This window comes from Variovorax boronicumulans (assembly GCF_040544675.1).
GTDB classification, from domain to species: domain Bacteria; phylum Pseudomonadota; class Gammaproteobacteria; order Burkholderiales; family Burkholderiaceae_C; genus Variovorax; species Variovorax boronicumulans_D.
The window spans coordinates 345,074-357,983 of the sequence record NZ_JBEPKK010000001.1 but is presented as its reverse complement, the minus strand read 5'-3'; the positions used below and the strand labels follow the sequence as shown (position 1 = coordinate 357,983).

Genomic DNA, 12,910 nt, shown 5'->3' with positions numbered 1-12,910 from the left:
GAGTCACTGCTGCGGGACCGCAACAGCCTCGCCTGCCCTGCGCCCTTCGAGCTGGCTACCGCCCTGCGCCAGCGTCACCCCCACCACCGCATTGCCCGGGCCGCGCTGGAACTCGATCTGCGCGCCGATGGCGGTGACCGCAAAGCGGTCGTTGCCAGTCGGTGTAAGGGCGTTGTAGCCGCGGCCTGTTTCGCGCACCAGCAGCTTGCCGTTGCGCACCGTGAAGCTCAAGGCCTTGCCCTTGCTGATGCGGTACTCGCCCTTGTAGTCCTCCAGCTGCCTGGCATCGACCGGCACCTCGGCGGTCGACACCGGGTAGCGGCTCTTGCCGATAGCCAGCATCACCGGTTGCAGCGGCGCGCGCGCATTGCTGCTGAGCACGATCAGCGCCTCGCCCGTGTCGGGCGCGAGCAGCCACAGCGTGCGGTAGCCCTCGGTGAGGCCCGCGTGAAAGTAGGTGCGGCGGCCGCCTTCGGGGCCGCGCACCATCACGGCGTAGCCGATCTGCGCGCCCTCGTAGCGCGCCAGCGGGGTGAGCATGCGCACGGCGGCCGGGCCCAGCGGGCCCTCGGCGCCGGCGAGCACCGCGCGGCTGAAGGTCATCATGTCGGCGGCGGTGGAGCGCAGCGCACTGGCGGGCGCGTAGGCCATCATGTCCAGCAACTGCTGGCGCCGGTCGCCTGCAAAGGCGGGTGCCATGCGCGAGGCCTTGTCGCCCAGCGGGATCACGGTGTCGTTCATGCCCAGCGGCTCGGTGATGCGGGCGCGCACCAGCTCGCCCCACGAGGTGCCGTAGCGCTCGGCCAGCACCTGCCCGAGCAGCGCCATGCCGAAGTTGCTGTACCTGGCTTCGCACGGCGGCGTCGGCGCGGTGAGCTTGATGCGCGACAGCGCCGCCCAGAACATCGGCTTGTCGAAGGTGCGCAACTGCGCGGCCAGCGCCGGACCGCCGGCCACGCCATCGGCCATCACGGGCATGCAGCCGGTGTGGGTGACCAGCTGCTTCAAGGTCACGCCGGCCACGGCCGCCGGCACGTCCTGCACCTTGCCCGCAAGCAGCTTGCCCACGGTGTCGTCCAGCTTCAGGTCGCCGCGCTCCACCGCCTGCGCGAGCAGGAGGCCGGTGAAGACCTTGGTGACGGAGCCGATCTCGAACATCGGCTGCTCGGCGCTGCGGGGCTCGATGGGGCGCGGCGGCGAGAGCGGCTCGGGGTTGTAGGCCGCGCCGTACGAGGCCTTGCCGTTGCGCAGGACACCGACGACCAGCGTGCCCCGCTCGGCCGCCAGCGCGGTCCTTGCCAGCAGGCTCGGATCGCTGGCCAGCGACAGCGGCTGCGCTTGCGACGGCGGCAGCTGCGGCGGCTGAAGCTGGGCGGCCGCGCTGCCGGCCAGCAGCAGTGCCAGAAGCCAGGCCGCGAACGACCGGCGCAACACGGCCGGGTTCCAGGCTGGCACGGAGGCCGGGGGCAGTAGCCGCATCGAAAGATTCCTCGGGGCGTCGTCGTCGAACAGAGCGCATCGTGCCACGCCGATGTAACACGCGCCCACCGGCCACAATCGGCGCATGCGTGCACTGCTCTCCACCTTCTCCTGGCAGGAACTGCGCCATCACCCCTGGCGCAACGCGGCGGCCGTGCTGGCCGTGATGCTGGGGGTGGCGCTGGCGTTCTCGGTGCAGCTGATCAACGCCTCGGCGCTCGACGAGTTTTCCAGCGCGGTGCGCTCGGTGAACGGCCAGCCCGACCTGGAAGTGCGTGCCGTGCAAGGCGGCTTCGACGAGGCCGTGTTCGCGCAACTGGCCCGCCATCCGCAAGTGACGCTCGCGAGCCCGGTGCTCGAGTTCCAGGCCCTGGCAATGGCCGACGGCGAACGGCAGGTGCCGATGCGCGTGATCGGCGTCGATGCGCTGGTGCTCCCCACCATCGCGCCCGCGCTGATGCCACAACCCGCCGCCGGCGCCGATCGCTTCGCGCTCTTCGCGCCGGGCCATGTGTTCCTCAACGCCGCGGCGCGCACCGTGCTGGGCCTGCCGGCCGAAGCGGGCAGCGGCGCACCAGAAACCGTGCAACTGCGCAGCGGCAACGCATGGCGCAAGCTGGACATCGCCGGCCACGTCGCCGCCAGCGGCAGCGCCCTCGCGGTGATGGACATCGCCGCCGCGCAGGACCTGTTCGACCAGGTCGGGCGCCTGAGCCGCATCGACCTGCGCCTCGCGCCCGGCACCGACCGCGCGGCGTTCATGGCCTCGCTGCGAAACGCACCCGGCTGGCCCGCGGGCGTGCAGTTCGCGGAGCCGGGCGATGCGGCCGAGCGCGTGAGCAACCTGTCGCGTGCCTACCGCGTCAACCTCACGGTGCTGGCGCTGGTGGCCTTGTTCACCGGCGCGTTTTTGGTGTTCTCGGTGCTCGCGCTCAGCGTGGCCAAGCGCGCGCAGCAGTTCGCACTGCTCGGCGTGCTGGGCCTCACACCGCGCGAGCGGCTGCGGCTGGTGCTGGCCGAGTCGCTGGTGCTGGGGCTGGTCGGCAGCGCCGCCGGCCTTGCGCTGGGCGCTGCGCTCGCGGCCTTCGCGCTCAAGGTGCTGGGCGGCGACCTGGGCGGTGGCTACTTCGAAGGTGTCGCGCCCAAGCTGCACTGGAGCAGCGGGTCGGCGCTGCTTTACGGCGGGCTCGGCGTGCTCGCCGCCCTGGTGGGCGGCTGGTGGCCCGCGCGCGCCGCACAGGCGCTGCCGGAGGCGCAGACCCTCAAGGGCCTGGGCGCCGCGCCCACGCAGAGCCGGGGGCATTGGCTCGCGCTGGGGATGATCGCGCTGAGCGTGGCGCTGGCAAACATTCCGGCCATCGGCGGCATCCCGGTGGCGGCGTACCTGTCGGTCGCCTGCCTGCTGGTGGGCGGCATCACCGCTCTGCCCTGGCTCATCGCGCTGCTGTACGACCGCATCGCGCCGATGTTCGCCGGGCGCGTGCTGCCGATGCTGGCCGTGGAGCGGGCGCGGCGCATGCGCGGCACCGCCGCAGTGGCGGTGAGCGGCGTGGTCGCGAGCCTGAGCCTGGCGGTCGCGCTCACGGTGATGGTCGCGAGCTTTCGCGACTCGGTCACGCACTGGCTCGACGTGGTGCTGCCTGCCGACCTGTACGTGCGCGCCACCTCGGGCGGACGCGGCGGCAACAGCGGCGGCACCAGCAGCACCGACACCGCCACCTTTGCGCCGGCCTTCGTGCAGGCGCTGGCGCAACTGCCCGGCGTGGCGCGCACCGGCACGCTGCGCACGCGCTCGCTGCAACTCGATGCGTCCCGGCCGGCCGTGGTGCTGATCGCGCGCAGCCTGGAGGGCAGCGCGTCGCAATCGCTGCCGCTGGTGGGCGCGCCCCTGCCCGTGCCCGAAGGGCAGATCGGCATCTATGTGAGCGAGCCGATGGTGGATCTCTACGGCGCGAAGCCGGGCAGCACCTTCGCGCCGCTGGCCGCCACGTTGGCCGCGACCGCCCCCGCGGCGTCCAAACCGGCCAACAGCTTCTTCGTGGCCGGCGTGTGGCGCGACTACGCGCGGCAGTTCGGCACCGTCACCATGGACGCGCGCGACTTCGAGCGCATCACCGGCGAGCGCGACGTGAGCGACATCTCGCTGTGGCTCGCGCCGGGCGCATCCGAAGGCGCGGTGCAGACGGCGGTGCGTGCGCTCGCGGCGCGCCAGGGCGGTGGCTCGCCGGAGTCGGTGGAGATCGCATCGGTCGGGCAGATCCGCGCGACCTCGCTGCGCATCTTCGACCGCAGCTTTGCCGTCACCTACTGGCTCCAGGCGGTGGCCATCGCCATCGGCCTCTTCGGCATTGCGGCGAGCTTCAGCGCGCAGGTGCTGTCGCGGCGCAAGGAGTTCGGCCTGCTGGCGCACCTGGGCTTCACGCGGCGGCAGGTGCTGGCCGTGGTGGCCGGCGAAGGCGCGGCGTGGACGGCCATCGGCGCGGTCGCGGGGCTCGCCCTCGGGCTGGCGGTCTCGGTGGTGCTCGTGAAGGTGGTCAACCCGCAGAGCTTTCACTGGACGATGGACCTGCTGGTGCCCTGGGTGCGGCTCTTCGCGCTGTGCGGCGCGGTGGTGGTGGCGGGTACTGTCACCGCGTGGCTGGCGGGGCGGGCGGCTGCGGGAAAGGATGTGGTGCTGGCTGTGAAAGAGGACTGGTAGCGCCCTCTTCCATCAACGCTCAGAGATCGGAGGTTCCGTTCCAGTCGATCAGGCCGGTGCCGCTCCAGTGGCCGAAGGAGGTGAGGTCCATCTTGGGCTGCGCGATGCGGCGCCAGATGTCGATCATGTTCACGACGCGAATGTCGTCGAACACGATCACCGCATCGCGCGACAGGTTCAACGTGGCCAGGTTGACGAGGATGTCCGCTTCGGTGCGCCCGTCCTTGGGCCCATCGACAAAGATCAGGTCGGCCGACTCGAACAGCGCGCGATGCGGCTCGATGCCGCCCGGCGTGGAGATGTCGTGCAGCACCTGCCGCACGCGGCCTCCAGCGAAGTCGGAAGCCGCGAGCCAGGTGTCGGGGAAGCTGTCCCATGCCAGCAGGTCGAAGGTGGTCAGGGTGCCCGATGGCTGCAACTCCTGCGCGAGCGCCAGCGTGCCCATGCCGGTGAAGGTGCCGATCTCGATCACCGTCTTCGGGCTCAAGGTACGCACCAGCGCGGCGAGCAGGCGGTAGTGCTCGCCGGGCCAGGTGTCGAACCAGTGCGGCTCCTTCGACGCGCGGCCTTCGTAGATGGGCAACGCCACGTCCATCGCCACCGAGCACGCCTTGAGGGCGATGTCCATCAGGCGTCGGCTGGGCCGGGCGGGCTCGTCATCCATGCTCGCGATGATCGAGACCTCCTTGTGGCGCGCGGGGACTTCGGCAAATTTCCGGTTGAGTTCGTCGACGGTCATGGCGCCTATTTTGCGGGCGTCAACTGGATCCGCTCCACCGTCTCCTTTTCGACCGCCCCGCGGCTGTAGACCAGCGGCACGTACTTGCCTTCGAGCCACAGCGGCGCGAGGTCGCGGTAGTTCGGGCTGTCGGGATTGCCCGACTGGCCCGGTGTGTTGATCACGCGCGAGGCGTCCCAGTTGCCCACGTCGAGCACCATGCGGAACGATGCGCCCGAGGTCAGCTTGTAGTCGCTGGCCCGGTAGCTCGCGGCCATCGGCGTGAAGCTGGAGCCGGACATCGGCCAGTCGCCCACGTCGAGCTTCTTGCGTGTGGCGGCGTCGACCACGCCGGCGAGCGGGTGCCGGAATTCCGCGCGGTGCAGCGTGCCCCACTTCCACGTCTTCATATCGGGGCCGAGCTTTGCGGTGAGCTCCTGCATCGCGGGGGGCAGGGTCTGCAGCAGCAGGGCATCGCGCTGCGCGTCGGTGATCCAGCCGAACGGGCTCTCGAGCAGCAGCACCATGCGCGTGTTGTCGCCGGGCGCCGCCAGCGGCGCGCCCACATCGCCCGCGCCGGCCTTGAGCACCGCCGCGCGCAGCGGCTTGCTGCTCCACACCTCGTAGAGGGCGGCCGCGGCGCTGTCGCGGTCCATCGTGCCGTCCCAGCCTTGCAGCAGGCGCAGGCCGACTGCGGTCTGCGCGTCGTCGCTGCGCAGGCCCGCCAGCAGCTTCAGGAGCCGCTGCGCGGGCGTCGCGACGATGTCGTTCTGCATGCGCTCGGAGTCCTCGATGGTGAAGCGCGACCCCGCCGCCACCTTCGCTGCGAACAGCTCTTTCAAACGCCGCGCGCGGGCCGCATCGCTCCATTCGTAGCCGACGCCCTTCTTCGCGGCCGGATGGTCGGGCGGAATGTTGTTCTCGTTCGCGGTCACCACATAGCCGCGCGCGGGGTTGAACTCCGAAGGCAGTTCATCGCCGTTGCGAAAGCCCGACCACTCGTAGCGGCCGTCGCCCGGCACGGGCATGAGGCCGTCCCAGTTGGGCCGGATCGGCGTGAGCCCGCCCGGAATCCAGCCGACGTTGCCGCTGCTGTCGGCATAGACCTGGTTCTCGCCGGGCGCACCCCAGCGGTTCATCGCGGCGCGGAACTGGTCCCAGTTGCGCGCGCGCATGTAGTCCATCGAACCGAAGTACGGCGCCATGCCGGGCTCCAGCCAGGCGGCGCGCAATGCATACGCGCGGCGCTTGCCGGGCTCGGAAAGCAGCACGGGGCCATGGCGCGTGAAGGTGTTGACCACTTCGCGCGGCGCGCTCTCGCCGCGCACCGCGATACGCTCGGTGACGCGGGTCATCGGCTCCCAGCGGCCCTGGTAGCGGTACTCGTTGGGGTTCTTGGGGTTGAGCTGGTACACGTACAGGTCTTCCTGGTCCATGTAGAAGCGCGTGAGGCCGAAGGCGATGGTGCCGTTGTGGCCGATCGACAGGCCCGGCAGGAACGGCTCGCCGGCGCCGATCGCGTCCATGCCGGGCGCGCTCAGGTGCGTCATGTAGCGCAGGCTCGGCGCGCCGTGCGAGCGGTGCGGATCGTTGGCCAGGATGGGCCGGCCCGTGGCGGTGAGCTTCGGCGCGATGACCCAGTTGTTGCTGCCGTAGGCGGCCGTGGGGTCGCCTTGCAGGGCCTGCTGCTGTGCCTCGTCCTGCTCGGCCTTTGCAGCGATGGATTCGGCGCTGCCGGGCAACAGCGCCACCGGCGCGGCGGCCGCGCCCGTGTTCAAGCCGACTCGCGTGTTCTCCTTGGTGAAGCGCGGCGAATCGGTCGCCCGCAGGTAGGCCGCGCGCAGTTCCGCTGCGGGGATGGTGCAGGGGTCGAACCCCACAGGCACCTTGGGCGTGACCGGTGGATCGAGCTCGCGGCGCAGCCAGTCGGCCTTGACGCCGGGGCCGCCGGCGCAGAAGGCGCGTGCACGATCGACCTCGGAGGTGAAATTGAGCGTGAGCCCGTGGTGCCGAATCCGCACCACGTCCTCGGGCGACCACGTCGCCGGCTGGTAGCCCAGCAGCGCGAACTCGGTCGGCAGCAGCGCAGGCTGGGCACGAACCTGCGCGACGTAGGCATTGACGCCAGCGGTGAAGGCCTCGGCCACGCGCTTGGCATCGGAGCCGTAGGCGAGCCATTCGCGGTACATGTCGCCGCGATAGAGCACGGCGCGCGCGGCGCGGTCGCTCTCCACCCAGGCGGGGCCGAAATCCTTGGCCATTTCGCCGAGGCCGCGCTTGCGCCACAGGTCCATCTGCCAGAGCCGGTCGCGCGCGGCGATGAAGCCCTGCGCCACGAAGGCGTCGTAGAGCGTGCCGGCGTACAGGTGCGGCACGCCCCAGCGGTCGACCAGCACTTCGGCGGGCTTCTCGAGGTCGGGGACGGCGAAGGATGAGGAGGGGCGCGCGGGTGTGTCGCTGCCCGGAGGGCTGGACGCACACCCGGCGAGGGCGATGGCGGCAAGTGCGCCGATGGAAAGCCGATGGCTCGGCATGCGTCGCGCTGCGAGGCGCGGGCTCGTTCTTTTCATGTGTCTCGTCTCCTGCCTTGTGGATGGCAGCGCACAGTATCCCGATTTCCACCGGCTGTCGGGTTACAAGGCATGGCTTGTAGACTGGCGCGCTATGCAATCCACCCCTACATCTCCCTCCTGCAGCGGCTGGCTCGGCAGCGCCATCCGCCGCATCGAAGCCGACTACCAGCGCAGCGCCGACACGCACCTCATCCCGCTTCCCATGCCCGCACTCGCGGCAGCGGGCATCGACCTGTACCTGAAAGACGAATCCACCCACCCGACCGGCAGCCTGAAGCACCGGCTCGCACGCTCGCTCTTTCTCTATGCGCTGTGCAACGGCTGGGTGCGCGAAGGCACGACCATCGTCGAGGCTTCGAGCGGCTCCACGGCGGTGAGCGAGGCCTACTTCGCGCGGCTCCTGGGCCTGCCCTTCATCGCGGTGATGCCGCGCAGCACCTCGCCCGAGAAGGTCGCGCAGATCGCCTTCTACGGCGCGAGCTGCCACTTCGTCGACCATGCCGCACAGGTGTACGAAGAAGCCCGCGCGCTGGCCGAGCGCACCGGCGGCCACTACATGGACCAGTTCACCTACGCCGAGCGCGCGACCGACTGGCGCGGCAACAACAACATCGCCGAGAGCATGTTCCAGCAAATGGCGCGGGAGCGCCATCCGGTGCCGGCGTGGATCGTGGTGGGCGCGGGCACGGGCGGCACCAGCGCCACCATCGGCCGCTACCTTCGCTTTCGCTGCCACGACACGCAGGTGTGCGTGCCCGACCCCGAGGGCTCGGTGTTCTCGGCCTACCACCGCTCGGGCGATGCCACGCTCACGGCGGCGGGCTCGCGCATCGAAGGCATCGGCCGGCCGCGCGTGGAGCCCAGCTTCATCCGCACGCTGGTCGACCGGATGATCGAGGTGCCCAATCTCGATTCGGTGGCGGCGATGCATGCGCTGTCGGCGTTGCTGGGGCGCAAGGTGGGGCCGTCGACCGGCACCAATTTCATCGGCATGCTGGCCGTGGCAGGGGAAATGCGCGCAGCCGGGCGGCAGGGCTCGATCCTCTCGCTGCTGTGCGATGCGGGCGAGCGCTATCTGCCGAGCTACCACGACGCCACATGGGTGCAAAACGCGTTCGGCGACATCGGGCCGGCGCAGCAGCGCATCGACGCGCTGGTGGCGGGGTGATGTGATGCCTTCGGGTCCGTTCGGCCTTTCCCGGCGCGGCATTTTGCTCGCCGCGCTGGCCGCGGCACCCGCCAGTTGGGCGCTGCCGCTGCGCACGCTGCAGTTCCCGCGTGACTTCGGCAGCCACCCCGAGTTGCGCACCGAGTGGTGGTACATCACCGGCCATGCCAAAAACGTGGCGGGGCGCGAGTTCGGTTTTCAGGTGACCTTTTTCCGTTCGCGCGTCGATGCGGCCCAGAACATGCGCTCGGCTTTCGCCGCGAAGAACCTCGTGTTCGCGCATGCGGCCGTCACCGACCTCGAAGGCCGCGTGCTGCTGCACGACCAGCGCATCGCGCGCGCAGGCTTCGGCGTTGCATCGGCGAGCGAAGCCGACACCGACGTGCGCCTGCGCGACTGGTCGCTGGCACGCACGAACGGCGGCTATGCGGCGCGCATCCCGGCCGGCGAGTTCACCATCGACCTGCGCTTCACGCCCACGCAGCCCGTGCTGCTCCAAGGCAACGCCGGCCTCTCCCGCAAGGGCCCCGGCGAATCGCAGGCCAGCTACTACTACAGCGAGCCGCAACTCAGGACGCAGGGCAAGCTCACGCTCAAGGGCCAAGCCTTCGAGGTGAACGGTACCGCCTGGCTCGACCACGAATGGAGCGAGGCGCTGATGCACCCCGAGGCCGTGGGCTGGGACTGGATCGGCATGAACCTGGACGACGGCAGCGCCCTCACCGCGTTTCACCTGCGGCGCAAGGACGGGAGCGCGCTGTGGGGCGGCGGTTCGTTCCGCACGCGCGACGGGGCCCTGCGCGTCTTCCGCAACGACGAGGTGCGCTTCGAGTCGATCAAGTCGTGGAACAGCCCGCGCACGCAAGCCAGCTACCCGACGCAGTGGCGCGTGCAGACACCGTCCGGCAACTTCGAGGTGCGCGCGCTGCTGGACGATCAGGAACTCGACAGCCGCGGATCGACCGGCGGCGTTTACTGGGAAGGCCTCAGCGATCTGCTCGATGCACACGGGCGGCGCGTGGGGCGCGGGTATCTGGAGATGACCGGCTACGCCGCTCCGCTGAGGCTGTAGCGCTGCCGCGCCAAAAAACAAAGGGAGCCGAAGCTCCCCATGTGATGGTTTTCAGGCAGCCGGCCTACTTTGCCCGTCGCCTGTCGATGAACGCAATGATCTCGCCCATGATCCCCTTGCGGAAGGCCAGCACGCAGATCACGAAGATCAGGCCCGTGACCATGGTCACCGACTCGCCCAGCGTGTTGAACCAATCGACCGTGGTGATGCGCGCAAGGAAGTTGCCGAGTTCGCCGATCTTGTTCTCCAGCAGCACCACCACCGCCGAGCCCACCAGCGGGCCCGACAGCGTGCCGAGGCCGCCCACCAGCGTCATCAGGATGACCTGGCCCGAGGCGGTCCAGTGCACGTCCGACAGCGTGGCGAAGCCCAGCACCAGCGTCTTGAGCGAACCGGCCAGGCCCGAGAGCGCAGCCGAGATCACGAAGGCCAGCAGCTTGAAGCGGCTTACGTCGTAGCCCAGCGACAAGGCACGCGGCTCGTTCTCCTTGATGCCCTTCAACACCTGCCCGAACGGCGAGTGGATGGTGCGCACGATCAGGAGGAAGGCCAGCACGACCACGGCCAGCGCCACGTAGTACATCGTGAGGTCGTTCGACAGATCGACCAGGCCGAAGAGCTTGCCGCGCGGCACGCCCTGCAGGCCGTCTTCGCCGCCGGTGAACTTGGCCTGCAGCGCGACGAAGAACATCATCTGCGCGAGCGCCAGCGTGATCATCGCGAAGTAGATGCCCTGGCGGCGGATGGCCAGGATGCCGAACAGCCAGCCGAGCAAGGCGCCGGTGAGCGTGCCTGCGATCAGGCCGAGTTCGGGCGTGAGGCCCCAGACCTTCATCGCATGGCCCGCGACGTAGGCCGAGCCGCCCAGGAAGGCCGCGTGCCCGAAGGACAGCAGGCCCGTAAAGCCCAGCAGCAGGTTGAAAGCCGCGGCGAACAGCGCGAAGCACATGAGCTTCATCACGAACACCGGATAGGCGCCGAAGAACGGCGCCGCGATGAGCGCGACCAGCAGCAAGGCGTAGACGACGGTGGAGATCTTTTTCATGTTCATGCCGTCCGCCTTATTTCTCTTTGCCGAACAGGCCGGCGGGGCGGATGAGCAGCACGATGACCATGATCACGAAGACGACGGTGGAGGAAGCCTCCGGATAAAAAACCTTGGTGAGCCCTTCGATCACTCCGAGCCCGAGGCCCGTGAGGATCGCGCCCATGATCGAACCCATGCCGCCGATCACGACGACTGCGAACACCACGATGATGAGGTTCTGCCCCATCAGCGGCGACACCTGCATCACCGGCGCGGCCAGCACGCCGGCGAAGGCTGCGAGCGCGCAGCCGAAGGCGTAGGTCAGCGTGATCATCAGCGGCACGTTGACGCCGAAGGCTTCGACCAGGCGCGGGTTTTCGGTGCCGGCGCGCAGGTAGGCGCCCAAGCGGGTTTTCTCGATCACGTACCAGGTTGCAAAGCAGATCACCAGCGATGCGACGACCACCCAGGCGCGGTAGTTGGGCAGCACCATGAAGCCCAGGTCGGTGGCGCTCGACAGCGCATCGGGCGCGTCGTAGGGCAGGCCCGAGACGCCGTAGACCGAGCGGAACACGCCTTCGATCAGCAGCGTGAGGCCCAGCGTGAGCAGCAAGCCATAGAGATGGTCCAGCTTGTAGATCCAGCGCAGCAGGAGCCGCTCGATCACCACGCCGAACAGGCCGATGAGGATGGGCGCCGCGATCAGCATCACCCAGTAGTTGATGCCGAAATACTCCATGGCCATCCATGTGAGGACGGCCCCGAGCATGAACAGCGCGCCGTGCGCGAAGTTGATGACGTTGAGCAAGCCGAAGATCACCGCCAGCCCGAGGCTCAGGATGGCGTAGAACGAGCCGTTGACCAGCCCCAGGAGGAGCTGGCTCAACAAGGCGGGAAGGGAAATGTTCATAAGCGTTTCAACGAACCCGGGCGCCGCGACGGCGCCCGCGGGAGGTCACTTCCAGAGGGCGCACTTGCTCTCGGCCTTGGTCGTGAAGACGTCTTCGCCCTTGAGCTTCTGGATCACCTTGTAGTAGTCCCAGGGCTGCTTGGATTCGGCGGGCGACTTGACCTGCACCAGGTACATGTCGTGCACGAAGCGGCCGTCGGGGCGCACCGTGCCCTTGGCGTAGAAATCGTCGATGGGCGTGGACTTGATGGTCTCCATCACCTTGTCGGCATCGATCGTCTTGGCAGCCTGCACCGCCTTCAGGTAGGTCATGGTGGCCGAGTAGTCGGCTGCCTGGATGTCGGTGGGCATGCGCTTGGTCTTGTCGAAGAAGCGCTTGCCGAAGGCGCGCGTCTTGTCGTCCAGGTTCCAGTCCCAGCTGGTGGTGAGCAGCAGGCCCTCGGTGTTCTTCAGGCCCAGGCTGTGCACGTCGGTCACGAACACCAGGAGGCCCACCATCTTCATGGTCTTGGTGATGCCGAATTCCTTGGCCGCCTTGATCGAGTTGATGGTGTCGCCGCCGGCATTGGCCAGCGCCAGCACCTGCGCCTTGGAGTTCTGCGCCTGCAGCAGGAACGACGAGAAGTCCGACGTGTTGAGCGGGTGCTTCACGCTGCCGAGCACCGAGCCGCCCTTTTCCTTCACCACCTTGGTGGCGTCGGCTTCCAGGGCCTGGCCGAAGGCGTAGTCGGCGGTGAGGAAATACCAGCTCTTGTCGCCGCGCGCGATCACCGCGCTGCCGGTGCCCTTGGCCAGCGCGACGGTGTCGTAGGCGTAGTGCACGGTGTAGGGCGTGCACTGTTCGTTGGTGAGCGCGGAGCTACCGGCGCCGTTGACCACGAACACGCGCTTCTTCTCCTGCGCCACCTTGGCCATGGCCAGGGCGGTGCCGGAGCTGGTGCCGCCGAACAGCATCGTCAGGCCCTGCGTGTCGATCCACTCGCGCGCCTTGGAGGCGGCGATGTCGGCCTTGTTCTGGTGGTCGGCCGTCAGGAGCTCGATGGGCATGCCGTTGACCTTGCCGCCGAAGTCGTCGATGGCCATCTGGATCGCCAGGGCACCGTTCTTGCCCTCCACGTCCGCGTAGAGGCTGGACATGTCGGTGATGAAACCGATCTTGACCTTGTCCTGCGCCTGGGCGGCGCCGGCGGCCAATGCTGCGGCGGCGAAAACGGCGGTGAAGGCGAATGCTTTTTTCATGAGAGATCCTGAAGGGGGTATCGGGT

The 12,910-nt window shown here is 68.9% G+C and carries 9 protein-coding genes; 3 read left to right on the top strand and 6 right to left on the bottom strand.

The genetic code is table 11. From position 1 onward, the window contains the following. Positions 1–3: 3 nt before the first annotated feature. Positions 4–1,455, bottom strand: a complete 1,452-nt coding sequence (locus ABIC90_RS01645; protein ID WP_354352291.1) for a serine hydrolase — start codon at positions 1,453–1,455, stop codon at positions 4–6. A 109-nt stretch (positions 1,456–1,564) separates the two neighbouring features. On the opposite strand from ABIC90_RS01645, the gene ABIC90_RS01640 reads away from it, so the two are divergent. Further along, positions 1,565–4,177: an ABC transporter permease gene (locus ABIC90_RS01640; protein WP_354352290.1), complete on the top strand. Its 2,613-nt coding sequence runs from the start codon at positions 1,565–1,567 to the stop codon at positions 4,175–4,177. Positions 4,178–4,196: 19 nt separating this feature from the next. Here the strand turns inward: ABIC90_RS01640 and ABIC90_RS01635 are convergent, their stop codons facing one another. After that, positions 4,197–4,916: an O-methyltransferase gene (locus tag ABIC90_RS01635; RefSeq protein ID WP_354352289.1), complete on the bottom strand. Its 720-nt coding sequence runs from the start codon at positions 4,914–4,916 to the stop codon at positions 4,197–4,199. Between the two features lie 5 nt (positions 4,917–4,921). Continuing rightward, positions 4,922–7,429, bottom strand: coding sequence for a penicillin acylase family protein (locus ABIC90_RS01630; RefSeq protein WP_436318165.1), 2,508 nt, complete (start codon positions 7,427–7,429; stop codon positions 4,922–4,924). Positions 7,430–7,559: 130 nt separating this feature from the next. Here ABIC90_RS01630 and ABIC90_RS01625 point away from each other — a divergent pair, with 130 nt between their 5' ends. Both ABIC90_RS01625 and ABIC90_RS01620 read left to right on the top strand, forming a co-directional pair. Further along, positions 7,560–8,636 carry a PLP-dependent cysteine synthase family protein gene (locus tag ABIC90_RS01625; RefSeq protein WP_354352287.1) on the top strand — a complete coding sequence of 359 codons (1,077 nt, stop codon included), beginning with the start codon at positions 7,560–7,562 and terminating at the stop codon, positions 8,634–8,636. A 4-nt stretch (positions 8,637–8,640) separates the two neighbouring features. Then, the gene (locus ABIC90_RS01620) at positions 8,641–9,708 is read left to right on the top strand and encodes a carotenoid 1,2-hydratase (protein WP_354352286.1); all 1,068 of its coding nucleotides are present in this window, start codon (positions 8,641–8,643) and stop codon (positions 9,706–9,708) included. 64 nt (positions 9,709–9,772) lie between these two features. On the opposite strand, the gene ABIC90_RS01615 is transcribed toward ABIC90_RS01620, so the two are convergent. From ABIC90_RS01615 to ABIC90_RS01605, 3 genes are read right to left on the bottom strand one after another with little or no spacing between them, the layout of a single operon-like run. Further along, the gene (locus ABIC90_RS01615; protein WP_354352285.1) at positions 9,773–10,759 is read right to left on the bottom strand and encodes a branched-chain amino acid ABC transporter permease; all 987 of its coding nucleotides are present in this window, start codon (positions 10,757–10,759) and stop codon (positions 9,773–9,775) included. A 10-nt stretch (positions 10,760–10,769) separates the two neighbouring features. Then, on the bottom strand, positions 10,770–11,645 hold the full coding sequence (locus ABIC90_RS01610; protein WP_042581796.1) for a branched-chain amino acid ABC transporter permease: 876 nt from the start codon (positions 11,643–11,645) through the stop codon (positions 10,770–10,772). 45 nt (positions 11,646–11,690) lie between these two features. After that, positions 11,691–12,884: an ABC transporter substrate-binding protein gene (locus tag ABIC90_RS01605; protein WP_354352284.1), complete on the bottom strand. Its 1,194-nt coding sequence runs from the start codon at positions 12,882–12,884 to the stop codon at positions 11,691–11,693. Positions 12,885–12,910: the final 26 nt, after the last annotated feature.

Excerpts from the sequence above, each read along its gene's own strand:
- ABIC90_RS01605 (WP_354352284.1), bottom strand. The coding sequence starts at position 12,884 with ATGAAAAAAGCATTCGCCTTCACCGCCGTTTTCGCCGCCGCAGCATTG.
- ABIC90_RS01610 (WP_042581796.1), bottom strand. The coding sequence starts at position 11,645 with ATGAACATTTCCCTTCCCGCCTTGTTGAGCCAGCTCCTCCTGGGGCTG.
- ABIC90_RS01620 (WP_354352286.1), top strand. The coding sequence starts at position 8,641 with ATGCCTTCGGGTCCGTTCGGCCTTTCCCGGCGCGGCATTTTGCTCGCC.
- ABIC90_RS01635 (WP_354352289.1), bottom strand. The coding sequence starts at position 4,916 with ATGACCGTCGACGAACTCAACCGGAAATTTGCCGAAGTCCCCGCGCGC.
- ABIC90_RS01640 (WP_354352290.1), top strand. The coding sequence starts at position 1,565 with ATGCGTGCACTGCTCTCCACCTTCTCCTGGCAGGAACTGCGCCATCAC.
- ABIC90_RS01625 (WP_354352287.1), top strand. The coding sequence starts at position 7,560 with ATGCAATCCACCCCTACATCTCCCTCCTGCAGCGGCTGGCTCGGCAGC.
- ABIC90_RS01615 (WP_354352285.1), bottom strand. The coding sequence starts at position 10,759 with ATGAACATGAAAAAGATCTCCACCGTCGTCTACGCCTTGCTGCTGGTC.
- ABIC90_RS01630 (WP_436318165.1), bottom strand. The coding sequence starts at position 7,429 with ATGCCGAGCCATCGGCTTTCCATCGGCGCACTTGCCGCCATCGCCCTC.